This is a genomic window from Neisseria blantyrii (assembly GCF_962747855.1).
GTDB classification, from domain to species: Bacteria; Pseudomonadota; Gammaproteobacteria; order Burkholderiales; family Neisseriaceae; genus Neisseria; species Neisseria viridiae.
The window spans coordinates 344,395-369,914 of sequence record NZ_CAUIZY010000001.1; the positions used below are offsets into that span (position 1 = coordinate 344,395).

Genomic DNA, 25,520 nt, shown 5'->3' on the forward strand with positions numbered 1-25,520 from the left:
TCGGACGTTTGAATGCGGATTATTCCCTGACCTGCCCAACGCCCCGAATGATGTATTTATAGCTTGTCAGCTCTTTCAAACCCATCGGACCCCGGGCGTGGAGTTTTTGCGTGGAGATGCCCATTTCGCAACCCAAGCCGAATTCGCCGCCGTCGGTAAAGCGCGTGGACGCGTTGACATACACGGCGGCAGAATCGATATGGGTCGTGAAATAGTCCGCAGCGTGGCGGTTTTCGGTAACGATGCCGTCTGAATGGTGCGTGCCGTGCGTTTCGATGTGCCCGACCGCCTCTTCGACCGAAGCGACGGTTTTCACGGCGAGGATGTAGTCTAAAAACTCGGTATCGAAATCGTCTGCACCCGCCGCTTCGCCGCCGATATGCCGCGCCGCCTGCGAATCCAAACGGAAGCGGACGGGCGGCAGTCCGGCTTCTATACGGTCGCGAACCAACAGCCGTTCGAGCTTGGGCAGGAAGTCGGCAGCAATGTCTTCATGCACCAGCAGCACTTCCATCGAGTTGCACACGGACGGACGGCTGGTTTTGGCGTTGTACACGATACGGAGCGCCTTGTCCCAATCCGCGTCCTTGTCGATATAAATGTGGACGATGCCCGTCCCCGTTTCAATGACCGGCACGACGGCATTTTCAACCACCGCCCGTATCAGCCCCGTCCCGCCGCGCGGAATCAGCAGGTCTAGATAATCTTTCGCCCTCATCATTTCGTAACTGCCCTCGCGCCCGGTGTCTTCAATCAACTGGAGCGCGTCGGGGGAGATGCGGGTTTGCGCCAACCCCGTTTTCAGGGCGGCAACGATGGCGCGTGCGGATTGGAATGCATCTTTGCCGCTGCGGAGTACGACCGCGCTGCCGCTTTTCAGTGCCAAAGCCGCCGCATCGGAAGTAACGTTCGGGCGGCTTTCGTAAATAATGCCGATAACGCCCATCGCCACGCGCTTTTTAACGATTTCCAAGCCGTTGGGCAAAGTCGAGGTTTCCAGTATTTCGCCCACGGGGTCGGGCAGCGCGGCAACCGCCCTGATGCCGTCCGCCATCGCACAAATGCGTTTGCCGTCCAACAAAAGGCGGTCGGTCATGCTTTCGGGAATTTTGCCTGCCGCCGCTTCCAAATCCAAACGGTTTGCCGCCAAAATATCTTCCGCCGCCGCTTCCAGACTGTCCGCCATAGCAAGCAGCGCGCGGTTTTTTTCTGCCGTATCCGCCGTGTTGGCGGATTTTTTTGCCGCTTTGGCAAGGGCAAGCTGTTTTTGTGTGTTTGACATGGGTTTCCTTTTCTAAAATTCGGTCAGAAGCAGGAGTATTTCGGGCGTGATGGAAATCCAGTCGTCCCGATGGATGAATACGCCTTTCGCCTTACGCGATTTGAGCAGGTCTTCGGCGGCGGCAGAGCCGAACAGGACGCGCCCTTTGCCCAAAGGCTGTTTGCTTGCGCTGCTGTACACGGTTACGGTGTCCATACGGGAGAAATGCCCTTCGATTCCGGCAATGCCCGACATCAGCAGGCTTTTTCCCTGTTCGGACAAAGCGTGTTCCGCACCTTCGTCCACATAAACGCCGCCCCGGCTTTCGGAATAGAACGCCAGCCATTGCTTCTGCGTCCGCAAACCTTTGGTGCGTGGGACGAAAAACGAGCCGTCCGCCTGATTATCTGCCGCTTCGGCAAGTGCATCGGGTTTGAGCGAGGAACAGATATAGACCGGTACGCCGGACTCGGTCGCAATCGTCGCCGCTTTGATTTTGGTCAGCATACCGCCCGTGCCGTTTGACGAGCCCGCGCCGCCTGCCATTTCGATGATTTCATGGTTGATGTGTTCGATTCTGTCCAGCCGTACGGCATCGGGATTGCTGTTCGGGTTGCCGGTGTAAAGCCCGTCTATGTCGGTCAGCAGCACCAAAAGGTCTGCCTGTATCATCGCCGCCACTTGCGCACTCAATGTGTCGTTGTCGCCGATTTTCAACTCCTCAACCGAAACCGTATCGTTTTCATTGATGATGGGAATCGCGCGGCGTTGCAGCAGCACGGAAAGCGCGCCGCCGGCATTTTGGTAGCGGCGTTTGTCGGCAAAGTCGGCGCGGCTGAGCAGGATTTGCGCGGACACGATGCCGTCTGAAGACAGGTTTGCCGTATATTCTTCCATTAGCAGCCCCTGCCCGACGGCGGCGGAAGCCTGTTTGTCGGCGATTTTGACCGGACGTTTTTTGAAACCCAGCGCACCGAACCCTGCCGCAACCGCGCCGGATGAAACCAAGACCAGCTCGTGTCCCGCATGATGCAATGCGGCAAGCTGGCGGGTAATGGTTTGGATTTTGCCGCGCGAGAGGCTGCCGTCCGAATGGGTAATCGAAGATGTGCCGACTTTAAATACGATTCTCTTGTATTTCATTGTTTCTGTTCTTTGCGTTTGTAGCGTTTGGTTTGTTGCTGTCGAATTTGCCCTGTTCTGCCGCAATTGTCAACAATTGCGGCGCGCCTGCAATAAAATAGACAAAATGTATAAAATTAATAAAATCTATGATGAGTTATTGAGATTCTTTCAAATTGATATTGCCGTTTTGTCTAAAATGCGTATAATCCTGTCCATATTTCTGCTGCGGGCAGATTGATTTTAGACAAGGACTACCATGCAATTAGATATAGACCGTCTGGTCGCCTATTTCGGCGGCGTGAACGCGCTTGCCGAAGCGTTGAAACGGCACGATCCCGAAAATGCCGCAACAACCGCCGCCATCTACAAATGGCGCACGCGCGGGTCGCTGCCTTTGGCGCAGCTGCAAAAGTTGACCGCGCTGGCGGAAGCGCAAGGCAGACCGCTGGATTTGAATGCTTTTTTACAAAAAAACGAATCTCTGGAGAGAACAGAAATGACACAGACTAACCGCGTAATTATTTTCGACACCACCATGCGCGACGGCGAGCAGTCGCCCGGTGCATCCATGACCAAAGAGGAGAAAATCCGCATTGCCCGCCAGTTGGAGAAAATGGGCGTGGATGTGATTGAGGCGGGTTTTGCCGCCGCCAGCCCGGGCGATTTCGAGTCGGTCAATGCGATTGCCAAAATTATCACCAAATCTACAGTCTGCTCGCTGGCGCGTGCCGTTGAAAACGATGTGCGTAAGGCAGGCGAAGCTGTTTCTCCCGCACCGAAAAAACGTATTCATACCTTTATCGCCACCAGCCCCATCCACATGGAGCACAAACTGAAAATGAAGCCGCAGCAGGTCATCGATGCGGCGGTCAAAGCGGTGAAAATTGCCAAAGAATACACCGACGATGTGGAATTTTCTGCCGAAGACGCCGTGCGTTCGGATTTGGACTTTCTCGCCAAAATCTTTACGGCGGTTATCGAAGCAGGCGCGACCACCATCAATATTCCCGATACTGTCGGCTACTCCATCCCTTCCGTATGGTACGAGCGTATCAGCAACATTATCAAAAGCGTGTCCAACGGCGATAAAGTAGTCTGGTCGACCCACTGCCACAACGACTTGGGTATGGCGGTTGCCAACTCGCTGGCTGCTGTTCAGGCAGGCGTGCGCCAGGTGGAATGTACCATCAACGGTTTGGGCGAACGCGCAGGCAATGCCAGCCTTGAAGAAATTGTGATGGCGTTGAAAGTGCGCCACGACCTTTTCGGCTTGGAAACCGGCATTGATACCACGCAAATCGTGCCGGTATCCAAACTGGTGTCCACCATTACCGGTTATCCGATTCAGCCCAACAAGGCGGTAGTCGGCGCAAATGCCTTTGCACACGAATCAGGCATCCATCAGGACGGCGTATTGAAACACCCCGAAACCTATGAAATCATGACTGCCGAATCGGTCGGCTGGTCAACCAACCGCCTGACTTTGGGCAAATTGTCCGGTCGCAGCGCGTTCCGCAGCAAACTGGCGGATTTGGGCATCGAGTTGGAAAGTGAAGAGGCACTGAACGCGGCATTTGCACGCTTCAAAGAACTCGCCGACAAAAAACGCGAAATCTTCGATGAAGACCTGCACGCGCTGGTGTCGGACGAAATGGGCAATATGAATACCGAAAGCTACAAATTCATTTCCCAAAAAATCAGCACCGAAACCGGAGAAGAACCGCGCGCCGACATCGTGTTCAGCATCAAAGGTGAAGAAAAACGCGCTTCGGCCAGCGGTTCCGGTCCCGTCGATGCGATTTTCAAAGCGATTGAGAGCGTGGCGCAAAGCGGCGCGGCTTTGCAGATTTATTCCGTCAACGCCGTCACGCAAGGCACGGAAAGCCAGGGCGAAACCAGCGTCCGTCTGGCGCGCGGCAACCGCGTCGTCAACGGTCAGGGCGCGGATACCGACGTTTTGGTCGCCACCGCCAAAGCCTACCTTTCCGCTTTGAGCAAGCTGGAATTTGGTTCTGCCAAACCGAAAGCGCAAGGCAGCGGTACGATTTAACGGTTGGGCGAAAGTTATGCCGTCTGAAGTAGAAAACGCTTCAGACGGCATATTGCGATTATAATTAGGTATCCGACCCATTTTAAAAGGTTAAATGATGGATTCCCAAAAATTTACCGAAGCGTCCAAACAGCGGTTGAGCGAATTGTTGGATGCCAAAAGCGAACAGGGCAATACCATGCGTTGCGACGAAGTTCAAGGTTTTATGACGGCACTGTTGAGCGGGCCGGACAAATTGACACCGCTTGACTGGCTGCCTGAAGTGTTGGGCGACGAATCGCAATTTACCGCTGCTGAACGTTCCGAAATCGAACGGCTGGTTTTGGCAATGGCGATGGAAACAACCGCCGCAATGTCGGATAAAAAACTGCCCGATTTGTGGCTGTATGAAAACGAAGACGGCAGCAGCGATTTTTACACATGGTGCAATGCTTATCTTTACGGTTTGGATATTGTGCCGACCGATTGGTTTGAAGCCGTCGATGATGAAGAGTTTGAAGAGTTGTTTTATCCCATCATGGCATTGGGCGGTATTTACGACGAAGAGGACAACGGCTCTATCCGTCTGCAATTCACAGAAGGCGAGCTAGCGGAGCTGGAATCCGAGTTGCCTTATGCATTGGCGGATATCTACCGCTACTGGCAGGCAGTCATCAATAAACCGCAAACCGTCCGCAGGGAAGGAGAAAAAACAGGCAGGAATGATCCCTGTCCGTGCGGCAGCGGCAGAAAATACAAGGCGTGTTGCGGTAAAAATTGATGGTTCGAGCGGAATAAAATGCCGTCTGAATGTAGTTTGCGTTTCAGACGGCATTTTTGTCGGAAAGGTTTAATTTTTCCTGCTGCCGAAAAAGATGAAGCCGACTACACCCAAAACAATCATGGGGACGCTCAACCATTGCCCCATCGACAGCCCCAAGGTCAGCAGCCCGAGATAGTCGTCGGGTTGGCGTGCAAATTCGGCAATAAAGCGGAATACGCCATAGCCACCTAGGAAGAGTGAGGCCACTTGTCCGGTCGGACGCTGTTTTTTCGAGAACAGCCACACGGCGATAAACAGGCAGATGCCTTCAAGTGCAAATTGATAAAGCTGCGAGGGATGGCGCGGCAGCATATGGTATTGCTGCAACCATTCTGTCCAAAGCGGATTGTGCGCGGCGGCTTCGAGGTCTTCGTAATGCGCCTGCGGGAAGCCCATTGCCCAAAATGCGTTAATGTCGGTAACGCGTCCCCAAAGTTCTCCGTTGATGAAGTTGCCGATGCGTCCCGAAGCGAGACCCAGCGGAACGAGCGGTGCGACCGTGTCCATCAGTTTGAGGAAGCCGATGCCGTGCTTGCGGCTGAACAACCACATGGCAATAACTACACCCAAAAAGCCGCCGTGGAACGACATTCCGCCTTCCCATACCTTGAAAATATCAAGCGGATGGGCAAGGTAGTCGGAAAACTTGTAAAACAGGACGTAACCCAAACGCCCGCCTAAAATCACGCCCAAAATGCCCCAAGTGAGGAAGTCGTCAAGCGATTCTTTGGTAAAAACGGACAAGCCTTGCGCGATGCGCCTTCTGCCGAGAAAGGTAAAAAGAATAAATCCGAGGATGTAGCTTAGGGCATACCAGCGGACGGCAAGCGGGCCGATACTGATGAGGACGGGGTCGAATTGGGGATGGGTAATCATGATGTTCCTTGATTTCAAATGCCGTCTGAAAGGCGGAAGGCTTCAGACGGCATTTTCGGGGAGGGGAAATGTCAGCGCAAATCGCCGATGACGTTGAGGATGGCGGACAACGCGGCTTCGCCCAAACGCAGCGAACGCTGGCCGTTCCATCCGAAGTCGTCGTCGGGCAGGTTGGCATTGTCTTTGAACGGCATTTCCAGCGTGTAGGCAAGGCAGTTGAAACGGTTGCCGACCCAGTTGGTCGCCAAGGTCATATTCGCTTCGCCTGGCGCGTCTTTTTCGTAACCGTATTCGTCTTGGAAATCGGGGCTGGCGTTCAAAAGGGCGGTTTTGAACTGCGCTTCCAGCGCGGCAATGCGCGGATTGTAGTTCGGCACGCCTTCCGTACCTGCAACAAAGACAAAGGGCAGACCTTCATCGCCGTGGATGTCCAAAAACAAATCTACGCCGGTTTCCAGCATTTTTTCGCGCACGAAGAACACTTCGGGGCTTTTTTCCAAAGTCGGGTTTTCCCACTCGCGGTTGAGGTTCGCACCGGCGGCGTTGGTACGCAGGTTGCCAAGTGCCGAACCGTCGGGATTCATGTTTGGTACGATGTAGAAAGTGGCGCGGTCAAGCAGGGTGCGTGCTGTCGGGTCTTGCGGATCGAGCAGTCTGCCGAGCAGCCCCTCGATAAACCATTCCGCCATCGTTTCACCCGGATGCTGGCGGGCGGTAATCCAGATTTTCAAATCACTTTCGACCTGATTGCCTATGGTCAGCAGATTGATGTCGCGACCTTGCACGGTGCTGCCCAAATCATCGATATGGCACAGGCCGCTGCCTTGCGCGTCGCCGAGGAGGTTTAAATGCTGTTCTTCGGAGTAAGGTTCGAAATAGGCGTAGTACACGCTATTGGATAGCGGGGTATGGTTGATGGTCAGTACGCCGTTTTCGTAGGAAGTCGGTACGCGGAACCAGTTGCGGCGGTCGTATGAGGCACACGCCTGATAGCCTTCCCAACCTTTCGGGTAGGCGGCTTCTGCCGCGTTTTCAAAATGCATGATGCAGTTTTGATAGGCCGCGCCTTGCAGCCGGAAGTAGAACCATTGTGCGAAATCGGAGGCGTTGTCGGGACGCAGGGCGAGGCGGATGTTGGAAGGGTCGGTCAGGTCTTTGACGACGACCGAGCCGGCATCGAAGCGGGTGCTGATTTTAATCATGGGGAATCCTTGCTGTCGCCGGTTTCTCGAACCGGATAAACCGTGATTTTACCGCCCGTATCGCAAGGCTTCAACCTGCCCGAAGGTGTGCCAAACGCCGTCTGAAGATTGTTTCAGACGGCATTTGGCGTTAACATAAGCCGAAATTGTCAACAATATGGAGCCGTTATGGCGTTTGAAAACATTATTTCCGCCGCCGACAAGGCACGCATCCTTGCCGAAGCACTGCCTTACATCCGCCGGTTTTCCGGTTCGGTCGCCGTTATCAAGTACGGCGGCAACGCCATGACCGAACCTGCCTTGAAAGAAGGGTTTGCCCGCGATGTCGTGCTTTTGAAGCTGGTCGGCATTCATCCCGTCATCGTTCACGGCGGCGGGCCGCAAATCAATGCGATGCTTGAAAAAGTCGGCAAAAAGGGCGAGTTTGTCCAAGGGATGCGCGTAACCGACAAAGAGACGATGGATATTGTCGAAATGGTGTTGGGCGGGCACGTCAACAAGGAAATCGTGTCGATGATTAACACATATGGCGGGCACGCGGTCGGCGTGAGCGGGCGCGACGACCATTTCATTAAGGCGAAGAAACTTTTGGTCGATACGCCCGAACAGAATGGCGTGGACATCGGACAGGTCGGTACGGTGGAAAGCATCGATACCGGTTTGGTTAAAGGGCTGATAGAACGCGGCTGCATTCCCGTCGTCGCCCCCGTCGGCGTAGGTGAAAAAGGCGAAGCGTTCAATATCAACGCCGATTTGGTGGCAGGCAAATTGGCGGAAGAATTGAACGCCGAAAAACTTTTGATGATGACGAATATCGCCGGTGTGATGGACAAAACGGGCAATCTGCTGACCAAACTCACGCCGAAACGGATTGACGAACTGATTGCCGACGGCACGCTGTATGGCGGTATGCTGCCGAAAATCGCTTCTGCGGTCGAAGCCGCCGTCAACGGTGTGAAAGCCACGCACATCATCGACGGCAGGTTGCCCAACGCGCTTTTGCTGGAAATCTTTACCGATGCCGGTATCGGGTCGATGATTTTGGGCGGAGGGGACGATGCCTGAAGCAAAGTCGGAAAATGCCGGCTTTGGCGGAAAACCCGTTTGTCCGGTTTCTGTTTTTGGGGTTTCGGGCAATTTCTAAGTTGTTCTTCCCGAGAAAACAGAAACCTAAAATCCGTCATTCCCGCCGGGAATATGTTTTTTTGAAATCCGGTTGTTTCGGATAAATTCTCGCGGCTTTGATTTTCTGTTTTTCGATAACGCCGTAACTTTGAAATTTCGTCATTCCCGCGCAGGCGGGAATCCAGACCTGTCGGCACGGAAACTTATCGGGAAAAAAGGTTTCTTTAGATTTTATAGTGGATTAACAAAAACCAGTACGGCGTTGCCTCGCCTCAGCTCAAAGAGAACGATTCTCTAAGGTGCTGAAGCACCAAGTGAATCGGTTCCGTACTATCTGTACTGTCTGCGGCTTCGTCGCCTTGTCCTGATTTTTGTTAATCCACTATACGTCCTAGATTCCCACTTTCGTGGGAATGACGGTGGAAAGATTGTTGTTTTTCCCGATGAATTCCTGTGTTTTTTGTTTTTCCGGATGAATTCCTGTGTTTTTTGTTTTTCCGGATAAATTCCTGTGTTTTTTGTTTTTCCGGATAAATTCCTGTGGCTTTGAGTTTTGGGGATTTCAGCCTCAATGCCGTCTGAACGCCGAATCGGGCTTCAGACGGCATTGCGTCATTTGAAATTCAAAACCGGCCAGCCTTTTTCTTTGGCTTCTTTTTCCAGCTCGGCATCGGGGTTGACGGCGACGGGTTCGCTGACGAGGTGCAGCAGCGGCAGGTCGTTTTTGGAGTCGCTGTAAAAATAGGTTTTGCCGTAGCTTTGGAGCGTTTCGCCGCGTTCGGCAAGCCATTGGTTCAGGCGGGTAATTTTGCCTTCTTTGAGGCTGGGCGTGCCGATGTAGTTGCCGGTGTAGCGGCCGTCGGCACCGGTTTCGAGTTGCGTGCCGATGATGTTGGTGATGCCGAAAAGGTGGCAGACGGGCGTGATGATAAACTCGTTGGTTGAGGAAATCACGAGGGTTTCATCGCCTGCCATTTGGTGGCTCTGCACCAGCATACGCTGCATAGGCGAGATGTGGGGGATGATGTATTCCGCCATAAATTCGCGGTGAAACTCCGCCAGCTCTTCTTTGCTGTAACGGGCGAGCGGGGCGAGGTGGAATTTGAGGAATGCGTCGATGTCGAGGCAGCCGTTTTGGTAGTCTCGGTAGAATTTTTCGTTTTGCGCTTCGGTTTCGGCAGCGTCAACCAGCCCTTTTTTGATGAGGTATTGCGGCCAGGCGTGGTCGGAATCGGTGTTGATGAGGGTGTTGTCGAGGTCGAAGATGGCGAGGTTGTTCATCGTATTTCCTTAATGGTTGAAACCCTGACACTCGGACATCCGTCCTTCGTGGCGGCAGGAGTAGACTTTGTTTGGGAAGGGTGAAATCAGGGCAACATATAGGACGACGCTTTATGTGTCGTCCTGTGTGTTGGAACATTGGGTTTCCTGTTGTTTCAAAAGCTGGCGAAGCAGCGGCAGGGTGATGCGTTTGCCCATGGTTACGGCGTAGTTGTCCAGCGTGTCGAGCATCATCATCAGGCTGTCCATATCGCGCCGCCAGTGTTTGAGCAGGTATTCGAAAATTTCGGAATCGACGGTTACTTGGCGTGCCGCCGCCATACTGGCGAGCGCGTCGATTTTTTCTTGGTCGGTTAAGGGTTTGACTTCGTAAACGAGGCAGTATGCCATACGCGTCCGCAAATCTTCGCGGATGACAAGCTGCTGGGGCGTGTATTCTGAACCGAGCAGCAAAAAGCCTTTGCCGCTGTTGCGGAAGCGGTTGAAGATGGAAAAAAGCAGGGCTTGTTCTTCGTTGCCCAGTTTTTCGACTTGATCGACGGCGAGGTATTCCGCCTCAAACGCGGCATCGGTCAGCGGCATGGAGGCAGCATCGATATAGGCGGCGTTTTTGCCGGCTTCGAGCGCCTGTGCGACCCACGCCTGCAACAGATGGCTTTTGCCCGCGCCTTCCTCGCCCCAAACATAGATGAATTGTCCGTGTTTGTGTCGGAGGACATAGACCAGTTCCGCGTTTTCCGTGCCGAGGAATTTGTCGAAACTCGGATAGTCGTGTGCGGCAAAGTCGAAAATAAGCTGGTTCACGGTTCGGCATTCCGAGGGGTGGTAAACGGGTTTATTGTACGTTGTTTTCGCGCGCCTTTCCAATTTGAACGATGCCGTCTGAAAACGGCTTCAGACGGCATCGTTCAGCCGCAGGCAACGTTGCCGACATCGAGGTGCATATTGTGGAACGCATTGAGCGTGCTTCGGTGTCCGATGCTGATGATGATGCTGTCGGGCAGTTTTTGCTTTAAGGCGCGGTATAGCGCGGCTTCGGCCGGTTCGTCCAAGGCGGCGGTGGCTTCGTCGAGCAGGACGATTTTGGGCTTGGAAAGCAGGGCGCGGACGAAGGCGACGCGTTGCAGTTCGCCCGGGGAGAGCTTGTGCTGCCAGTCGTCTGTTTTGTCCAATTTGTCAATCAGATAACCCAAACGGCAGGTGTTCATGGCTTCGGCTAACTCGGGATGCTGTTTGTCGATATCGGGGTAACAAACCGCGTCGCGCAGGCTGCCTTGCGCCGTGTACGGGCGTTGCGGCAGGAAGAGGATGTCTTGATGAGGCGGATGGCTGACTTTGCCGCTGCTGCCAAACGGCCAAAGCCCAGCCAGCGCGCGCAGCAGCGAGGTTTTACCGCAACCGCTCGGGCCGCGTATCAGCAGGGAATCACCGCTTTTGAGGTTGATATTGATACCGTCTAATAAAACTTCGCCGTTGTGGCGGAACAGGGCGACGTTTTCCAGTGCAATGCCGTCTGAAACTTCGCTAATCTCGGGTTGCTGCGCGCTGTGTTGTTCTTCGGTACTCAGCAAAAAGCCGTACAGACGCTCCAATCGGGCGCGGTAGGCGGTGAATTTGTTGTAGAACATTCGGAAGAAAGACAGCGCGTTTTGCAGTCGCGCGAAGGCTTGGACGGTCTGCTGGATGTCGCCGATTTTGATTTGTCCGGCAAACAGGCGCGGAGCTTGCAAAATAATCGGGAAGAGTTTGATGCCGTTGGTGAACATATCGTTAAAGCCGCTTAAGCAGACGCTTTGCCGCGCAATGCGCCAACGGTTGCGGATAATGGCTTTGAAGCGGTCGGAAAGCCGGCCGTGTTCGTGTTGTTCGCCGCTGTAAAACGCCACGCTTTCGGCGTGGTCGCGTACGCGGATGAGGGAATAACGGTAGTCGCCGTTGAGTTTTTCGTTTTCATAGTTGTAACGAATCAAAGGGTTGCCTATCCACATGGCGATAAAGGTTGCCAAAATCACAAATATATAGACAAACCAAACGATGCCGTGCGGAATGTCGAAGCCGAACACGGTCAGGATGCCTGCCAAGCCCCACAAAACAACGGCAAATTCCAGCGAGGTAACGACCGAATTGATCATACCGCGCACAAATTCTATGGTTGAGGCGATAAATTCCTGCGCGTCCTGTTGGATACGCTGGTCGATGTTGTCCGGCGCATGGCGGCGCATTTGCAGGCGGTAGTAGTTTTTGTCGGCAAGCCAGCGTGAAGTCAAAACTTCATTGAGCCGCTCCGACCATTTAATCGCCAAGCCTTGATCGAGGAAGTCGTTGACGACATTGTTAAACGCCCGTATCAGCACCACGCCCGCGTTCATCGCGGCAAACATCCAAAATGCCGAAGCATTCAAATCCTGCATCGAGTCGTAAAGCCCTTTGGACATAAAGGTACTCAATACATTCAGCCGCACTTCGGTTAACAGCAGCGTAATCATCGCCGTAATCAGCAGTAAGACTTTGACCGCGCTTTTCGGTGTCAGGCAAAGGCGCAGGATATAGGCAAACTCGCGCCCGAAACGCGTTTTCCGTGTTAAAAACAGAATCACCGCCGAAGCGGCGGAAACTATCAAGAGAGTCTGTAAAAGCCAAAGCGGTGTGGAATAAAGCTCGGTTTGCCATTTTTGCATGGGAAATCTCTTACGGTATCAATGCCGTCTGAAAAAGACGGGTACAGTTGATTTTTTGATGAAATTTGGGGAAGTTTTGCCGGTCAGGGTACATTGCGTGTTAATTTACCATACAACCACTCCGGAATTAAGTTTAAATTTGAATAAAAGGTTCGGGTTCTGCAAAATACAGAACCCGAACCTTGTTCGGATATTGAAACCGGCCGCCCGATTTTGGGCGGTACGGCTTGCAAGTATCAAGATTCGCATATGCCGTCTGAAGCTCGGAGAGGTTCAGACGGCATATGCTTATTTGGGCTGCTCTTCGACGAATCTCGGGCCTTTCAGGATGCCGTTGTGGGAATAGGGCGACAGCAGGTTGTATGCGGCGGTTTTGGAAACCTGATAACCGCGGTCGGTCAGGCTGTTGGCAATCTGATTGACCACTGCGCCGACCAAAGCCCCCAATAGGCCGCTGTTGCTGTTGTTGCTGCCTTCGCGGATGCTGACCGAACCCGACCACAACTCTTTCCCGTTGCGGGAATCGACCAGCCGTGCTATGGCGGATACGGTGGTTACGCTGTCTAAAATTTGATATGAAGTGCCGTATTCGGTAACCGTAATGTACAAAACCGCATCATTGCCGAAAATCTGATGCAGTTTTTCCGGACGGACGGCGTGAATATCGGCGGCATTGGTCAAGCCGTTTTGTTTGAAGGTTTCCTCTACGACTGCGGCGGGGAAGACGTAATAGCCGGCTTCGGAAAGCGGCTCGGCGGTCGAAGCCAGCATCCCCCAAGTGCCGTTGACATCGGGCGACTCGTTCAGCGGCGGAACCACCAAAATTGAAGCCGGTTTGCTTTCCTTGAATGACGTGTAGTCGAAATCGGGCGCTTTTTGAACTTGGCAGGCAGACAGTGCCAACACGGCGGCAAGCCCTAAAATCAAAGGTTTCATCGCTTGCCTCCTTTACTAGTTTTCATCAGGAAGTCCATAAATACGCCCGATTCGGGAAACAGCCTTTTCTCTTCTTCAAACTGGCGGAACGCGCCCTCTTTGTCTCCCGAACGGGAAAGCAGCAGTCCCAGATGGGCGTGCGCACCCGGGGCGGCATTCATTTTTTTGTTGCCGGCTTCCACAAAGTATTTTTCCATCTTTTCGGTCTGCTTGCCCAACGAAGTGTCGTCGTTTTTCAAACCTTCATAGACGGTGTCGGGATAGCCGCCGTAATAATACAGGGATTTTTGCCCGTTGCCGCCGCAGGCGGTCAGAGCCAAGACCGCCGCACACAGCGACAAACGGCTCAAGGTTTTCAGATTCATCATTTGTCCTTAACGGTTGGGTTGCCATACGCCGTTGTCGACAGCCTGAACCAGATTGTTGACGGCTTCGCGGATTGCCAAGTCCAAAACTTTGCCGTTCAAAGTCGCATCGTAGCCGGAAGTGCCGCCGAAACCGATGATTTCACGGTTGGAAAGTGCGTATTCGCCCGCGCCCTGTGTGGAATAGACGATTTCGGAAGTATTGACGTTGACGATATTCAGAGCCACTTTTGCATAGGCGATTTGCGATTTGCCGCGACCCAAAATGCCGAAGAGCTGATGATCGCCGACATCTTTGCGTCCGAATTCGGTTACATCGCCGGTAACGACATAATCTGCGCCTTTCAGGTTTTGCATTTTGCCGGAAATGCCGGATTCCTGTTTCAATGCGCTAAGGTTGGTGCGGTTCAGTACGTTGAAGCGGTTGGTTTGTTGCAGGTGCGTTACCAGAATGGTTTTCGCCTGGCTGCCCAAACGGTCTTCCCCGTCGGAGAAAATGCCTTTTTGGAAACTGGAGCGGTTGTCGAATGTTCCAACGGAAATCGGGGTGCGAACACCGTGATATTGCGTATTGTAGGAGGCGACTTTTGCTACCTCGAGGCTGCGTGAGGATTCGGTCGCACAGCCGGTCAGTGAAACGGCAGCGGCGGCAAAAGCGATGGCGGCGGAAATTTTCTTCATGAAAACTACTCCAAAATTGTTAGAGGAATAAAGAGGTTGTTATTATTATTTGCATGTAATTTTTAGTCAAGGTGTTTTTGTCTGTCGGGGTGTCGAAAGATTTGCCTGTGTCGGCATATTGGCGGATATGGCGTGCTTTTTGATGCCGTCTGAAAAGAAGGGCGGGTGTGGGACCTGCCCTTTGATCGCAGGGCACATGGGGCGCGATTATCTACCGCCCGTTCTGCATCGCTTCCATGACGGTGAGCTAGGCCGACCGTAAACGAGGCCGTCTGAAACAGGCGGCTTTCCCTGCACCTGAAAAGGTGTGTTTCTGCCGCCAGCAGGCAGTTTTTTTGTTCTGTCAGGATATTGAAATATGAAGAATAAAACCTTTACCGATCACGATATTCGTGTAACAATTAGTGGCATCATCAAGGATGATTTGGGGTGACGGTGTCGCATCAAACCGCCCCGAGAACATTACTCCGGAAGTGGCTGCCGTAGTAAGCGATGCGGTAAACCAAATCAAAACCTGCTCCAAGCGTCTGTTGGCAGTAGATATTACCTATAACTTTCTCTATACTGCCCCCGGTACGATTTGGGAAGTGATTGAGGGTATGGCTGCCGATATGATTGCAAACCTATGCTATGATGATAAGCGCAATCCGCTTGCCACCTATATCGGTTGGATCAAGGTGCTGCGCGATCGGCGGCAGTATGCCGCCTGCGTGAATACCGCCGCACTCAACTACCGATCGCGTTTGGAGCTGGCTTTTCTCGATCTTTGATTCGTCCGGGAGGGGGTATGTCGGACAGGCTGAAACATATTTGGATGCTGTATCGCAAACCGGTACTTTTGTATGTTGTTACCGTCATCATCTATATTTTGCTTGACGGGCCGACCACTGAGGGCAGCCGAACGCCTATGCCCCCTATGAACGCTTGGGAAAAAATCCTGTTTATGGCAGCCGGCGTCAGCGGATTTGTCAGCCTCCTGTGGATAATGCTGATTGCCCTGTCCGAGCATTACAGGGACAAGAATTGGTAAACGCGTCCCTTGATCGTCATTACTTGCAAAACCTTTTAAGGCAGCCTGAAACCGTCCAAACCGGCTTTCAGGCTGCTTTTACTTTATCCCTTGGAAAGGAAGCCCTATGGTACAATAAAGCAGTCGGCCTTAACAACGCGCTCAAAGTATTGAAGGCTTTTATTGAAAGCCGGATTAAATACAGCGCGGCAGACCGAAAATTAAGAATGTGTATTGTTACGGCACAAGCCCGTTGGCGTTCAAAAGTCGAAATCGAACTGCTGGGCTTGTAACCGCAGGGGGGGCAGGTATGAGGGGTAAGTGGACTCTGCTGTTTTTGCATTGGATATGGGAAAAAGTGGTACCGGAAAGCATCCGCAACAGCAAGCCGGCGCGGTGGGTAGCCAACCATAGAAAGCTCACTATCTGGGTAATTGTGACAGTATGGATCAACTTCTTCCCCGCTACTTACGAATACGACATTATTCCTGAAGGGAGATACAGCCATTGGCATGTCGATCATCCGTTGTATCCCTATACCCGATTTCTGCTTCCCCTTATTCTCGGTGCGGTTTTTCTTTTCATTCCGCCCGATCCGCCCGAAAAGAAATAGTAACCTGCATATAAGCAGCCTGAAATCTTTCAGGCTGCTTTTTTATTGGAGAACCCAAATGGCAAAACAAAAAACTGTAACCGTCGGCTGCAAACTGCCCAACGGACTGATTATCGAAGTCGGCGGCCAATCCGTCGAACTGAACGGCGCAAACGCCTCCAACGTCATCGGCGGCCACGGCATTACCTACAACGTAGATGCCGACCTGTTCAATGCTTGGATGAAAGCGCACCAAGACCGCGATATGGTCAAAAACGGCTTCGTTTTCGCCCACGAAAATGCCAAGGACACCAAAGCCGAAGCACAGGAAAAAACCGGCAACGAGACCAAGTTGGAAGCCATCAAGCCCGATGACAAGGCTAACGGCGTAAGCACCGCCAAGGAAGACTGATATGCCCGCCGTCGTCTTCGATAAAGCGCGCTTTCAGACGGCCTATCCCGAAGTACAGGCAGGCGATGCCCAGTTCGCCATGTGGTTCACGCAAGCCGAAAGCCTGCTGGACAACACCGACCACAGCATCGTTAAAAAGCTGGAAGAGCGCGAAATGCTGCTGTTCCTGTTGGTACGCCACTTCGCCGCGCTGAACGAACGTGCCGCACAGGGCGGATTGGTGGGGCGCATTGCTTCGGCTGCCGAAGGCAGCGTGTCCGTGAGCGCGGATATGGGCGCGGTGGGCAGCAATGCCGCCTGGTATCTGCAAACGCCTCACGGCGCGACCTACTGGCAGCTTACCGCCAAATACCGCCGCTTCCGATATGTATCGGGAGGCTGTTATGCGCGGCGGCGATAGGTTCAGACGGCATCTGTCCGAACTGGCGGCGCGGGCGGCAACGACCAAGGTGCGCGTCGGCATCATCGAACAGGCGAACTACGACGGCTCGGACGGCGAAAGCGTGGCACAGGTTGCCTTTTGGAACGAATACGGCACGGCAACCGTTCCCCCACGCCCGTTTTTCCGCAACACCATTGCCGAACACAAGGACGAATGGCCGAAGCAGGCTGCTGAGATGCTGGAAGCCAATGGCGGCGATGTGCGGCAGGCCTTGGCGGATATGGGCGAAGTCGTGAAAGGACAGATTAAGATGACCATCCAAGACTTCCGCGAACCGCCAAACGCCGCCGCAACCGTGAAGCAAAAAGGCTTCGATAAGCCGCTGATTGACACGGGAACATTGTGGCGGAGTATTGATTACGAGGTTGCCGATGAATGAATACAGGTCGGCAGCTATCCTGAAACGGGCGCAAAACCTGTTAATCCTGCACCGCGCCTACAAGCTGTTGGCGGCGGATGCAGAATGGGATGAGAGCAAACACCCGCGTGCGGATAACGGGCGGTTCGGTGCAGGAAACGCGCAGCCTGAAAAACAAGACGGCCAACCCCAAGCAGAGATACCCGAAATTAAGGGCAACGAACTGGGCTTGTGGTCAAGCATGAAGGAACTGCGAAATAAGGCCAAAGATTATGCCAAAAGGTTTGTAGGCAAAAAGTTTGTCAATCGCAGTACCGGCAATGAAATTGAAGTTCCGATGAGTGGAGTGAAACACACTTTGGCAGGGGCGGCGGATAGTTTGATTAAAACCATCCCCGCCATCCCGAAAATCATCCAAAGCTCACGGCTGGTTGCTACCAAAGAGGACAAGCACAACGACCCGAATATCATTGCTGTAGAAATCTATCAGGCAAAAGTACGGGTTGGGAGTTTGGATAAAGAAGTCGTGATGACAGTGAAACATTGCAGAGACGGTAGGCGGTATTACGACCACGGCTACCTGAAAGAGTGATGAGCATGAAAACAGCGGCATTTGCTTCAGACCAGCACCTTAGCGCGTTCATATTACGCCACCTCTTTGCCTGTACAAATACCGCTTGATTTCATTATATGCCGCCCGCCTGCCGAAGGCAAACACCCGGAATAAATAAAGGAAATACGATGAATCTTAGAGCCATTGCCAACGGCGCGGTTACATCCGTCAATCCCAACCTGCCCGCCGTGTTGAAACTCAATGACGGCTACACCACCGATGCCACGGGAAAACGGAAATCAGGCTACAGCGAGCATCCCGTAACCGTACAGACCCAAACCCTTAGCACACAGGATTTGTCCTTGTTTGAGGGGTTGGCGCAGCAGGGAACGTTGCTTTATGCCTATGTAACCGGACAATTCCGCGGCTTGCGGCGGCAGAGCGGCAAAGGTGCGGACAAGCTGGTGTTCGCAGCCTACGGCGAAACCGAAACAACCGAATGGCTGGTGAAGCAGGTGGTGGAAAGCTGGCCGGATTGGTGCAAGGTGCTGTTATGGCGGCAACATTAGACGATATTTATACCGAAGTCCGGGCAATGCTGCTCGGGCTTTTTTCGTGCGAAGCGGTGCGCGGATACGGCAACAATGTTCCGTTGCCCAAGCCGCCGTTCGTGGTGATGAACATCTTGAACGAAACCGCCGCCGCCACGAACGAACACGCTTACGCCGTGGCAGATAAAACCGCCGCCGTCTCGCGCCAATCCGAAATACAGATGCAGCTTGATTTCTACGGCGCAGAAGCCGGGCAGATGGCGCAGAAAACCGTTTTGCTGTGGCGCGATTTCTACGCCTGCGAACGGCTGAAATCCTGCCAGCCGCTGTATGCCGACCCCGCACGCTTCATGCCGCTCACCAATGAAGAGAGCGAATATGAAGAACGCTGGATGACCACCGTCCATCTGGCCTACGCGCCGCAGGCGGAACACCCGCAACAGTTTGTCAACGCTTTTGATTTAACCCTGATCCAACCGTAAAGGATATATCTATGTTCCAATCTATTCCGGCAAGTAAAATTGTCAGCGTAAACCCCGCCGTGCTCAGTTCCGGCGGTTCTCCCCTGTCGATGAACGCCGTCTTTTTGAGCAAAAACGAAAACCTGCCCACCGGCAGACACACCGCGTTCCCCGATGCTTCGGCGGTCGGCGAGTTTTTCGGCTTGGCAAGCGAAGAGTTCAAAGCCGCGCAAGTGTACTTTAAAGGCTTCGACAACTCGCACATCAAACCCGGCACGCTGTATTTCTACCCCTACAACGTCGGCAAAGAAGCCGCCTATCTGCGCGGCGCAAGCGTGAAAAGCATGAGCCTTGCCGCCCTGAAGAAACTTTCGGGCAATCTGAAAGTGAACATCGACGGCAGCGACAAGAACGGCGAAAACATCAGCTTGGCGACCGCCACCAGCTTTTCCGATGCCGCCGACAAAATCGGTACAGCCATCAGTGCCGCCGTGCAGTTTGACGAGCAGTTGCAGGCGTTTGAAATCGTTTCCGCCACCCAAGGCAGGGCTTCCGAAATCGGCTTTGCCTCCGGCACGCTGGCCGAAGCCCTGAACCTGACCGAAGCCAAGGGCGCAATCATTTCCAAAGGCAACGACGGCGACAGCGCGGAAACCGTGATGGAAGGCGTGATTCAGTCCACCTTGAATTTCGCCACCTTTACCACCGTGTTCGAGCCGGAACTGGCCGACAAGCTGGCTTTGGCAAAATGGAGCAACGCGCAAAACAACCGCTTCCTCTATGCCGCTTGGGGCAAAGAAGCCGCCGCGCTGCAAACCGGTAACACAACCTGCTTCGGCGCGCAACTGAAAGCCGCCGCCTATGACGGTACTGCCCCGATTTACGGCGGGCTGGATAAAGCCGCTTTCCTGTGCGGCGCGATTGCTTCCATTGATTTCACCGAAACGCAAGGCCGCATCACGCTGGCGTTTAAAAACCAATCCGGCTTGAGTGTGGACGTGGACAACGCCGCCGATGCCGACAACCTGAAAGAGAACGGCTACAACTATTACGGCGCGTGGGCGACTGCCAACGACCGCTTTACCTTCCTTTATCCCGGACAAATGCCCGGCAAATGGAAATGGATTGATGCCTATGTGAACCAAATCCGCCTCAACAGCCAGTTGCAGCTTGCCCTGATGACCCTGTTCACCTCGGCCAAGGCAGTGCCGTACAACGCCGTCGGTATCGCCCTGCAACGCGCCGCCTGCCAAGACCCGATTAACGAGGCCTTGAACTTCGGCAGCATCCGGCCGGGCGTGCCGTTGGGCGAACAGCAACGCGCCTTGATTAACAACGAGGCGCGCGCCGATGCCGCCGCCAAGATTGAAAGCACCGGCTACTTCCTGCTGATCCAGAACGCTTCGGCGCAGACGCGCGGCAACCGCCAGTCTATGCCGATGAAGCTGTGGTACACCGACGGCGGCAGCGTGCACAACATCAACCTCGGCTCGATCAACGTTCAGTAAACCCGTGCAGGCGGCACTTTAACCATTATTGAAAAGGAAACGCAATGAACTACGAAGCATTAGGCCGCTATACCGAAGCCTGCGAAAAACTGCAACCGCTGCTGCGTGAGATGAAACAGCACGCGGGAACGGTTAGAGCCGCCGCCGAACAACTGCCGTTTGTTTTGGACGAACTGGCAGGCGGGCAGCCGGTACCGAAATTAGACCCCGTGGCCGAAATGGAAAAAATCGACACCGCAAACCGCCGCCTGCAGGAGCTTTGGCAGGAAGCATGCCGCTGGACACGCACCGCCAATACCAATGCGGAACAATGCGGAAAGGCGAAGCTGAATTTTGGGCGGGAGCAGGCTTGATTTTCAGGTAGCCTTTTAGTATAGTGCGATGCTATGAGGTGTCGTAGCCTCCTTGAAAAGCCGCATCACGGCGGTAATCGTGATTTTTTGCGTCCATAGATTTCCGTTTCCCAGTAGTCTTTATCTATGGCCGAGAGGGTGACTAATACAATACCCGCAAGGGGAATAAGTCCACCCTTACTTTTCAGGGCTACGAACCTCTTGGCCGCCCATTCGGGCTTAATCGTAGATAGAAAAGGAAATCATCATGAACGCAATCGCAATCTCTAATGTGGCTATCCGCCAAACCGAAAACAACCTTTACAATTTGAATGACTTGCACAAAGCCAGCGGCGGCGAAGACAGGCACGCGCCGCGCCGTTGGCTTCAAAATCAGCAAACTACTGAATTGATTGAAGAACTCTCCAAAGACGGAAATCCGTCTTTGGAAGAAAATCAACAAGTTATCCAAGTTGTTAAAGGCGGCAACAAACGCGGCACTTACGCCTGCAAAGAATTGGTGTATGCCTACGCCACATGGATTAGTGCCAAATTCTTTTTACAGGTTATCCGCACCTTCGATGCTGTAATATCAGGCCGTCTGAAACCGCAAGCCCCGCGCCAAGCCTTGCCGTCAGGTTTAACCCACGAACAACAGGCGGAAGTCAAAGCCCTGCACAATATCCTGCTCCAGTCCGTGCCGTTCGAGAAGCAGAAGGCCTTGGCGATTACGTTATGGAGCGCGGTCAAGTCGAAATTCAAAGTCGGTTACAAAGACGTGCCGCCCGAACAGTTTCCCGAAGTATTGAGCCTGATGGCGCGGGTGGCGGTGGAAAAAGGGGCGCAATACCGCGAAGCCGAAACCGTAAATCTGGAAACCGTGCCGAAGCTGTTCGCCAATCAGGCCAATATCCCATTCAACCTGAACCGCAACGCCCACTACGCCGTTACGGTGAAGGGCGGCAAAATCTACCGCCATCTCGTCAGCTACATCACGTCTCCGCGTGAAGACAGAATGATTCCGTGCTTGGCGCATCAGAATGATTTTTAACCCCTAATGCTGCCTGACCGCAGCCTGACCGCCGCGCCGCAAGGTTCGGCGGCCTTAGTCCTGCCCGCATCTGCGGGCTTTTTTATTGGAGAACCCAAAGATGCAAACCGTATCAGACCGCACCCTAACCGCTGCCAACAGCATCCTGCTGATGCGCGTGAAAGGCTTTAACGACAACTTCGTACAGATTGAAGGCTACGCCGCCGACAATGCCTTCGACTTCGGGCAAGGCAAAATCGGCGAAACCATGATGGGCGTGGACGGCCAACAGTCCGGCGGCTTTACGCCCTACGAAGTGGACTTCAACATCCAGCTTGCCCCTACCAGCAAATCGCGCGACTACTTCGACCAATTCACCAACGACATCCTGCAACGTCAGGAAACGCGAATGGTGGAATTTTCGGTAGAGATTCCCGCCGTGAAGAAACGCTACACCGCCACCGGCTTCTTGGTGGAAATTCCGGGCGGCACAACAGCCAAGAAAACGCTGGAATCCGTAACCTACTCGTTCCGCATCGTGGTGAAACCGGAGGAAATCTGATATGGCTCTGAAAACCCGGCAAATCACGATTGAAAACGGGCGGGACAAAGGCCGCGTGTTCCTGATCACCGAAATGTCCGCCGCGCACGCCGACAACTGGGCGATGCGCGCCCTTTTGGCATTGGCCAACAGCGGCGTGGATTTGGGCGGCATCGCCCCGCAACAGGGGATGATCGGCATGGCGGGGGCGACGCTTGGCGCATTGGGCAAAGTCAAACCGGAAGACGCCATCCCGCTCTTGAACGAGCTTTTGGACTGCGTGCAAATCATCCCCGAAGGCGGACAGCCGCGCCCGTTGAATATGGACTTCAACGACGTGGAAGACTTTACCACCCTGTGGCGGTTGCGGAAGGAGGTGTTCGCATTGCATACCGATTTTTTGCAACACGCCTTTGGCAAGACTACGGAGTCGGAAGGGGAAGGGGCGGCAGCCTGGACTACCTGAACCTGACCCAAACCATAGGCGCACTGGTGTCTTCCCGCATCTGCACGCTGCACGAGTTGCAGACGGTGTACGGGCTGGAAGATGCCTTCAACCTTTTGGAGGTCGTCAATACCGATGCCTTCAACCGCAGCAAGGCCGTCTGAAGACGGACAAGGCGAAACCCCGAAAAGGCGCGAATCTTTTCGGGGTTTCTGACATTAACTTATCGGAAGTAAGCTAATGAATGGAAAGAAGTATAACAAAACCTTTATCAAAATCCCAGGGACGTTTCAAATGGAAACGGAAAATTTCTCACCTGCCGAAACGCGTAAAACGCCGGTTTGCGCGACTTTATGCCTGACGGCGCCGATTGCCGTATGGAAAACCTTTGCAGTGGTCGAACTGCTGCTGAAGTAAGCGTTTCAGACGGCCGCGAAGCCGTCCGACCCATCCGATGCGGCAAAAGCAGCCTGCACATCGGAAAACCAAGTGCAGGCTGATTTTTAAAGGAAAAATACTATGGCAACCGTAATCGATACCCTGTTTATGGAATTGGGCATTGATTCGTCCAAATTCAGCCGGGAGGCCAAAGAGGCCGAAAACAGGCTTGACCGCATGTCCGCCTCATTCGGCAGGGCGGAAAAAAGCGCGGCCAAATCCTCAAAAGGACTGGAAAAGCAGGCCGCGCAGTCCGCCAAAAGCACCAAACAGGCAAAAAGCCTGACGCAGGCGGTCGGCTCGCTGGCAAAGGGCTTTGCCGCCTTCACCGCCTTGGTGATGGGTTCAAACGCACTGGATAAACTGATTCGGGAAGGTGCGCAGGCAAACGTCGAACTGGACAACCTGTCGCGCAATATCGGCATGAGCCGCAACCAACTCCAAGCATGGGGCGGAATGGCGGAAATGGCGGGCGGCAGCGCGGAAGGGATGAAAGGCAGCCTTGCCGGTCTGAGTATGGGCATTACGCGCCTGACGACTATGGGCGATACCTCCATGGTGCCGTTTTTCAATGCCTTCGGCGTGGCATTGCTCAACGCGGACGGCAAAGCGCGCAATCTCGACAGCATTATGCTGGATTTGTCCGACCGCTTTTCCAAAATGGACAGGGTGCAGGCCTACAATTTGGCCAAAAGCATGGGCTTGGACGACGGCACGATCAATACCTTGATGCTCGGCCGTGCCGAAATGGAAAAGATGCTGGAGATGCAGCGCAACCTTTACCGTTCCGGCGAAAAGGAAATACAGGTCAGCCGCGAACTGACGCAGGCGCGGGGCTATTTGAACGCGCAATGGGACAGCCTGAAAGCCATGCTGGCAGACGCGCTCGCCCCCGTACTGCTGAAAATCATCAAAATGGTCAGCGGTTTCGTCGATTACCTGATGAAGCACGAAAACAGTATGAAGCACGTTTTCGAAGGCTTGGCATTCGTGCTGGGCGCGGTATTGGTTCCCGCCTTTATCGCCGCCTCAGCCTCCCTGCTGGCCTTTATCGCCCCCTTCGCCCCATTCATCCTTACCGTCGGCGCACTGGGCGCGGCCTTCCTGCTGCTGTACGACGACTACAAAACATGGGCGGAAGGCGGGAAAAGCCTGCTGGATTGGAAAGCTTTCGACAACTACATCAAAACGTCGAAAATCTCGACAGACAGCCTGGGCAGTTCGTTTGTGTACCTGCTCACAAGCTACAAATCGTGGGCGGATGCCGCCAACGGAATGCTGGACTGGCTCAGGCTGAAAGGCTTTATCGACGAGAACGGTTTGTCGGTTAAAAGCCTGAAAGAAGGATTCCGCAACCTCTATCTGGAAATCAAAAACTACCTGATGCCGCTTTTCAACGCTGTGGGCGATACCTTTACCGCGATGATGAACGGCGATTGGGAGGGAATGAAAAAAAGTGCCGGGAGGATGTTCAAGGAGGTAGGGAACATCGTTATCGACGCTGCCGGCAAGGCGGCGGGACACGCGGCAGGCGTGATAGATACCGCCACCGGCCACGACCCGGACGCGGAAGGCAGCCTGCAATCACAGGTCAGGCAGGCAACCGGCGCCGCAAAGCAGATGATAGGCGGTACGGCAGCCGCAGCCGTAACCATTGCGCGTAAAAACGGCGGGGGGAATCCTTCCGCATTGGCGGCCGATTACGGCGGCAGCAAGGCGGGCAGTGCTTCCGGCAAGGGCAACATCCGCACCTACCGCACCGCACGGGGCAGCTTTCAGAAAGTCGGAGGCTCGCGCGCCTGGCGCAACAACAACGAAGGCAATCTGGAATTTGGCAAATTTGCCAAAGCACACGGTGCAATCGGCACGGATGGGCGATTCGCCATCTTCCCCGATGAAGAAACGGGGCGGCGGGCGAAAGAGGCGCTGATTTTCGAGGGCAACGGCGGGAAGTACCTGGCCAATAATCCGCTGGATTACGGTAAAGGCATCGGCTACCGCGATAAAACGCTGTTGCAGATGATAGCCGCATACGCCCCGTCCGGAGAAAACAATACCCGCGCATATCAGCAGCGGATTCTGAAAGCGGTCGGCGGGCGCAATAAGAAGATGCGCGACTATACCGCCGATGAGCGGCAGGGCATCATGCAGGCAATGCGTGAGGTTGAGGGGTGGAAGGCCGGGCAAATCAGGCATTTGGATGACGTTGCCGCAGGCGCGCAGCGCGGGATGCAGTCTATGCGGCAGGGCGAGGCGGTACGCGCCCAAAACGTCACCAACAACAACCAACGCACCACGCAGGTTTCCATTAACGGCGGCATCCATGTGCAGTCTTCCGCCGGCACTATAGACGGCACGATGGAGGATGCTTCTGCCGCCGCCCGTAACAGGCTGGTGCAGATTATGCCGGCGATGGTGTAACAGCCGTCTGAAAAAAACGAAAATCAGCAGCAGGCGGTGCTGAAT

General features: G+C 53.9%; 30 protein-coding genes. 20 read left to right on the forward strand and 10 right to left on the reverse strand.

The features are described from left to right. Positions 1-19: 19 nt before the first annotated feature. Both Q9J80_RS01845 and proB read right to left on the reverse strand, forming a co-directional pair. Positions 20-1,282, reverse strand: coding sequence for a glutamate-5-semialdehyde dehydrogenase (locus tag Q9J80_RS01845; RefSeq protein ID WP_301673693.1), 1,263 nt, complete (start codon positions 1,280-1,282; stop codon positions 20-22). Positions 1,283-1,294: 12 nt separating this feature from the next. Continuing rightward, on the reverse strand, positions 1,295-2,404 hold the full coding sequence (gene proB / locus Q9J80_RS01850; protein ID WP_301673694.1) for a glutamate 5-kinase: 1,110 nt from the start codon (positions 2,402-2,404) through the stop codon (positions 1,295-1,297). Positions 2,405-2,642: 238 nt separating this feature from the next. On the opposite strand from proB, the gene Q9J80_RS01855 reads away from it, so the two are divergent. Next, positions 2,643-4,436: a 2-isopropylmalate synthase gene (locus Q9J80_RS01855; protein ID WP_304671718.1), complete on the forward strand. Its 1,794-nt coding sequence runs from the start codon at positions 2,643-2,645 to the stop codon at positions 4,434-4,436. 97 nt (positions 4,437-4,533) lie between these two features. Continuing rightward, on the forward strand, positions 4,534-5,196 hold the full coding sequence (locus Q9J80_RS01860) for a YecA/YgfB family protein (protein WP_301673757.1): 663 nt from the start codon (positions 4,534-4,536) through the stop codon (positions 5,194-5,196). Between the two features lie 69 nt (positions 5,197-5,265). On the opposite strand, the gene lgt is transcribed toward Q9J80_RS01860, so the two are convergent. Both lgt and Q9J80_RS01870 read right to left on the reverse strand, forming a co-directional pair. Further along, the gene (gene lgt / locus Q9J80_RS01865; protein ID WP_301673696.1) at positions 5,266-6,114 is read right to left on the reverse strand and encodes a prolipoprotein diacylglyceryl transferase; all 849 of its coding nucleotides are present in this window, start codon (positions 6,112-6,114) and stop codon (positions 5,266-5,268) included. Between the two features lie 71 nt (positions 6,115-6,185). After that, on the reverse strand, positions 6,186-7,316 hold the full coding sequence (locus Q9J80_RS01870; protein ID WP_301673697.1) for a M14 family metallopeptidase: 1,131 nt from the start codon (positions 7,314-7,316) through the stop codon (positions 6,186-6,188). 168 nt (positions 7,317-7,484) lie between these two features. On the opposite strand from Q9J80_RS01870, the gene argB reads away from it, so the two are divergent. Further along, on the forward strand, positions 7,485-8,381 hold the full coding sequence (gene argB / locus Q9J80_RS01875; RefSeq protein WP_301673698.1) for an acetylglutamate kinase: 897 nt from the start codon (positions 7,485-7,487) through the stop codon (positions 8,379-8,381). A 672-nt stretch (positions 8,382-9,053) separates the two neighbouring features. Here argB and Q9J80_RS01880 read toward each other — a convergent pair. The 6 genes from Q9J80_RS01880 to Q9J80_RS01905 form a co-directional block, all read right to left on the reverse strand. Beyond that, a complete protein-coding gene (locus Q9J80_RS01880) occupies positions 9,054-9,722 on the reverse strand; it encodes a histidinol-phosphatase (RefSeq protein WP_301673700.1) in 669 nt (222 codons plus the stop codon). 111 nt (positions 9,723-9,833) lie between these two features. Beyond that, positions 9,834-10,526: a DnaA regulatory inactivator Hda gene (hda, locus tag Q9J80_RS01885; RefSeq protein WP_107819344.1), complete on the reverse strand. Its 693-nt coding sequence runs from the start codon at positions 10,524-10,526 to the stop codon at positions 9,834-9,836. Positions 10,527-10,630: 104 nt separating this feature from the next. Then, positions 10,631-12,400, reverse strand: a complete 1,770-nt coding sequence (locus Q9J80_RS01890) for an ABC transporter ATP-binding protein/permease (protein WP_301673701.1) — start codon at positions 12,398-12,400, stop codon at positions 10,631-10,633. A 288-nt stretch (positions 12,401-12,688) separates the two neighbouring features. Continuing rightward, positions 12,689-13,336, reverse strand: coding sequence for a DUF799 domain-containing protein (locus Q9J80_RS01895; RefSeq protein WP_301673702.1), 648 nt, complete (start codon positions 13,334-13,336; stop codon positions 12,689-12,691). Further along, positions 13,333-13,701 (reverse strand): DUF4810 domain-containing protein, encoded by a 369-nt coding sequence (locus Q9J80_RS01900; RefSeq protein WP_301673758.1) that lies wholly within the window; start codon positions 13,699-13,701, stop codon positions 13,333-13,335. The genes Q9J80_RS01895 and Q9J80_RS01900 overlap by 4 nt, the downstream gene beginning before the upstream one ends. Before the next feature lie 9 nt (positions 13,702-13,710). Continuing rightward, entirely contained in the window at positions 13,711-14,382 is a 672-nt protein-coding gene (locus Q9J80_RS01905; RefSeq protein WP_301673703.1) for a CsgG/HfaB family protein, read from the reverse strand. 419 nt (positions 14,383-14,801) lie between these two features. On the opposite strand from Q9J80_RS01905, the gene Q9J80_RS01910 reads away from it, so the two are divergent. From Q9J80_RS01910 to Q9J80_RS01990, 17 genes are all read left to right on the forward strand, one after another. Continuing rightward, entirely contained in the window at positions 14,802-15,152 is a 351-nt protein-coding gene (locus Q9J80_RS01910; RefSeq protein WP_301673704.1) for a hypothetical protein, read from the forward strand. A 17-nt stretch (positions 15,153-15,169) separates the two neighbouring features. Then, positions 15,170-15,412 carry a hypothetical protein gene (locus Q9J80_RS01915; RefSeq protein ID WP_045750109.1) on the forward strand — a complete coding sequence of 81 codons (243 nt, stop codon included), beginning with the start codon at positions 15,170-15,172 and terminating at the stop codon, positions 15,410-15,412. 23 nt (positions 15,413-15,435) lie between these two features. After that, positions 15,436-15,684 (forward strand): hypothetical protein, encoded by a 249-nt coding sequence (locus tag Q9J80_RS01920; RefSeq protein WP_304674138.1) that lies wholly within the window; start codon positions 15,436-15,438, stop codon positions 15,682-15,684. 17 nt (positions 15,685-15,701) lie between these two features. Then, positions 15,702-16,004, forward strand: coding sequence for a hypothetical protein (locus tag Q9J80_RS01925; protein WP_301667728.1), 303 nt, complete (start codon positions 15,702-15,704; stop codon positions 16,002-16,004). Between the two features lie 58 nt (positions 16,005-16,062). Then, entirely contained in the window at positions 16,063-16,395 is a 333-nt protein-coding gene (locus tag Q9J80_RS01930; RefSeq protein ID WP_304671767.1) for a hypothetical protein, read from the forward strand. Position 16,396: 1 nt separating this feature from the next. Next, positions 16,397-16,795, forward strand: coding sequence for a DUF4054 domain-containing protein (locus Q9J80_RS01935; RefSeq protein WP_304671766.1), 399 nt, complete (start codon positions 16,397-16,399; stop codon positions 16,793-16,795). Further along, positions 16,779-17,216, forward strand: coding sequence for a hypothetical protein (locus Q9J80_RS01940; protein WP_304671765.1), 438 nt, complete (start codon positions 16,779-16,781; stop codon positions 17,214-17,216). Before Q9J80_RS01935 ends, Q9J80_RS01940 begins: the two co-directional genes overlap by 17 nt. Next, positions 17,209-17,787 carry an LPD3 domain-containing protein gene (locus tag Q9J80_RS01945; protein ID WP_304671764.1) on the forward strand — a complete coding sequence of 193 codons (579 nt, stop codon included), beginning with the start codon at positions 17,209-17,211 and terminating at the stop codon, positions 17,785-17,787. Before Q9J80_RS01940 ends, Q9J80_RS01945 begins: the two co-directional genes overlap by 8 nt. A 149-nt stretch (positions 17,788-17,936) precedes the next feature. After that, on the forward strand, positions 17,937-18,317 hold the full coding sequence (locus Q9J80_RS01950; protein WP_118814041.1) for a hypothetical protein: 381 nt from the start codon (positions 17,937-17,939) through the stop codon (positions 18,315-18,317). Further along, complete coding sequence (locus Q9J80_RS01955) at positions 18,302-18,781, forward strand: phage neck terminator protein (protein ID WP_407075245.1); 480 nt, start codon at positions 18,302-18,304, stop codon at positions 18,779-18,781. Before Q9J80_RS01950 ends, Q9J80_RS01955 begins: the two co-directional genes overlap by 16 nt. An 11-nt stretch (positions 18,782-18,792) precedes the next feature. Beyond that, entirely contained in the window at positions 18,793-20,268 is a 1,476-nt protein-coding gene (locus Q9J80_RS01960; protein ID WP_301673711.1) for a DUF3383 domain-containing protein, read from the forward strand. 44 nt (positions 20,269-20,312) lie between these two features. Continuing rightward, positions 20,313-20,621: a hypothetical protein gene (locus tag Q9J80_RS01965; protein WP_301673712.1), complete on the forward strand. Its 309-nt coding sequence runs from the start codon at positions 20,313-20,315 to the stop codon at positions 20,619-20,621. Between the two features lie 247 nt (positions 20,622-20,868). Then, on the forward strand, positions 20,869-21,651 hold the full coding sequence (locus Q9J80_RS01970; RefSeq protein WP_301673713.1) for a KilA-N domain-containing protein: 783 nt from the start codon (positions 20,869-20,871) through the stop codon (positions 21,649-21,651). 100 nt (positions 21,652-21,751) lie between these two features. Next, a complete protein-coding gene (locus Q9J80_RS01975; protein WP_301673714.1) occupies positions 21,752-22,192 on the forward strand; it encodes a phage tail fiber protein in 441 nt (146 codons plus the stop codon). Between the two features lies 1 nt (position 22,193). After that, a complete protein-coding gene (locus Q9J80_RS01980) occupies positions 22,194-22,637 on the forward strand; it encodes a hypothetical protein (RefSeq protein WP_301673715.1) in 444 nt (147 codons plus the stop codon). 273 nt (positions 22,638-22,910) lie between these two features. Beyond that, positions 22,911-23,033: a hypothetical protein gene (locus tag Q9J80_RS01985; protein ID WP_301673716.1), complete on the forward strand. Its 123-nt coding sequence runs from the start codon at positions 22,911-22,913 to the stop codon at positions 23,031-23,033. 102 nt (positions 23,034-23,135) lie between these two features. After that, on the forward strand, positions 23,136-25,475 hold the full coding sequence (locus tag Q9J80_RS01990) for a hypothetical protein (protein WP_304671762.1): 2,340 nt from the start codon (positions 23,136-23,138) through the stop codon (positions 25,473-25,475). The last annotated feature ends 45 nt before the right edge of the window (positions 25,476-25,520 follow it).

Coding starts and splice junctions, on each gene's coding strand:
- Q9J80_RS01845 (WP_301673693.1), bottom strand. CDS start 1,282: ATGTCAAACACACAAAAACAGCTTGCCCTTGCCAAAGCGGCAAAAAAA.
- proB (WP_301673694.1), bottom strand. CDS start 2,404: ATGAAATACAAGAGAATCGTATTTAAAGTCGGCACATCTTCGATTACC.
- Q9J80_RS01855 (WP_304671718.1), top strand. CDS start 2,643: ATGCAATTAGATATAGACCGTCTGGTCGCCTATTTCGGCGGCGTGAAC.
- Q9J80_RS01860 (WP_301673757.1), top strand. CDS start 4,534: ATGGATTCCCAAAAATTTACCGAAGCGTCCAAACAGCGGTTGAGCGAA.
- lgt (WP_301673696.1), bottom strand. CDS start 6,114: ATGATTACCCATCCCCAATTCGACCCCGTCCTCATCAGTATCGGCCCG.
- Q9J80_RS01870 (WP_301673697.1), bottom strand. CDS start 7,316: ATGATTAAAATCAGCACCCGCTTCGATGCCGGCTCGGTCGTCGTCAAA.
- argB (WP_301673698.1), top strand. CDS start 7,485: ATGGCGTTTGAAAACATTATTTCCGCCGCCGACAAGGCACGCATCCTT.
- Q9J80_RS01880 (WP_301673700.1), bottom strand. CDS start 9,722: ATGAACAACCTCGCCATCTTCGACCTCGACAACACCCTCATCAACACC.
- Q9J80_RS01890 (WP_301673701.1), bottom strand. CDS start 12,400: ATGCAAAAATGGCAAACCGAGCTTTATTCCACACCGCTTTGGCTTTTA.
- Q9J80_RS01895 (WP_301673702.1), bottom strand. CDS start 13,336: ATGAAACCTTTGATTTTAGGGCTTGCCGCCGTGTTGGCACTGTCTGCC.
- Q9J80_RS01900 (WP_301673758.1), bottom strand. CDS start 13,701: ATGAATCTGAAAACCTTGAGCCGTTTGTCGCTGTGTGCGGCGGTCTTG.
- Q9J80_RS01905 (WP_301673703.1), bottom strand. CDS start 14,382: ATGAAGAAAATTTCCGCCGCCATCGCTTTTGCCGCCGCTGCCGTTTCA.
- Q9J80_RS01910 (WP_301673704.1), top strand. CDS start 14,802: ATGATTTGGGGTGACGGTGTCGCATCAAACCGCCCCGAGAACATTACT.
- Q9J80_RS01915 (WP_045750109.1), top strand. CDS start 15,170: ATGTCGGACAGGCTGAAACATATTTGGATGCTGTATCGCAAACCGGTA.
- Q9J80_RS01925 (WP_301667728.1), top strand. CDS start 15,702: ATGAGGGGTAAGTGGACTCTGCTGTTTTTGCATTGGATATGGGAAAAA.
- Q9J80_RS01930 (WP_304671767.1), top strand. CDS start 16,063: ATGGCAAAACAAAAAACTGTAACCGTCGGCTGCAAACTGCCCAACGGA.
- Q9J80_RS01935 (WP_304671766.1), top strand. CDS start 16,397: ATGCCCGCCGTCGTCTTCGATAAAGCGCGCTTTCAGACGGCCTATCCC.
- Q9J80_RS01940 (WP_304671765.1), top strand. CDS start 16,779: ATGCGCGGCGGCGATAGGTTCAGACGGCATCTGTCCGAACTGGCGGCG.
- Q9J80_RS01945 (WP_304671764.1), top strand. CDS start 17,209: ATGAATGAATACAGGTCGGCAGCTATCCTGAAACGGGCGCAAAACCTG.
- Q9J80_RS01950 (WP_118814041.1), top strand. CDS start 17,937: ATGAATCTTAGAGCCATTGCCAACGGCGCGGTTACATCCGTCAATCCC.
- Q9J80_RS01955 (WP_407075245.1), top strand. CDS start 18,302: ATGGCGGCAACATTAGACGATATTTATACCGAAGTCCGGGCAATGCTG.
- Q9J80_RS01960 (WP_301673711.1), top strand. CDS start 18,793: ATGTTCCAATCTATTCCGGCAAGTAAAATTGTCAGCGTAAACCCCGCC.
- Q9J80_RS01965 (WP_301673712.1), top strand. CDS start 20,313: ATGAACTACGAAGCATTAGGCCGCTATACCGAAGCCTGCGAAAAACTG.
- Q9J80_RS01970 (WP_301673713.1), top strand. CDS start 20,869: ATGAACGCAATCGCAATCTCTAATGTGGCTATCCGCCAAACCGAAAAC.
- Q9J80_RS01975 (WP_301673714.1), top strand. CDS start 21,752: ATGCAAACCGTATCAGACCGCACCCTAACCGCTGCCAACAGCATCCTG.
- Q9J80_RS01980 (WP_301673715.1), top strand. CDS start 22,194: ATGGCTCTGAAAACCCGGCAAATCACGATTGAAAACGGGCGGGACAAA.
- Q9J80_RS01985 (WP_301673716.1), top strand. CDS start 22,911: ATGGAAACGGAAAATTTCTCACCTGCCGAAACGCGTAAAACGCCGGTT.
- Q9J80_RS01990 (WP_304671762.1), top strand. CDS start 23,136: ATGGCAACCGTAATCGATACCCTGTTTATGGAATTGGGCATTGATTCG.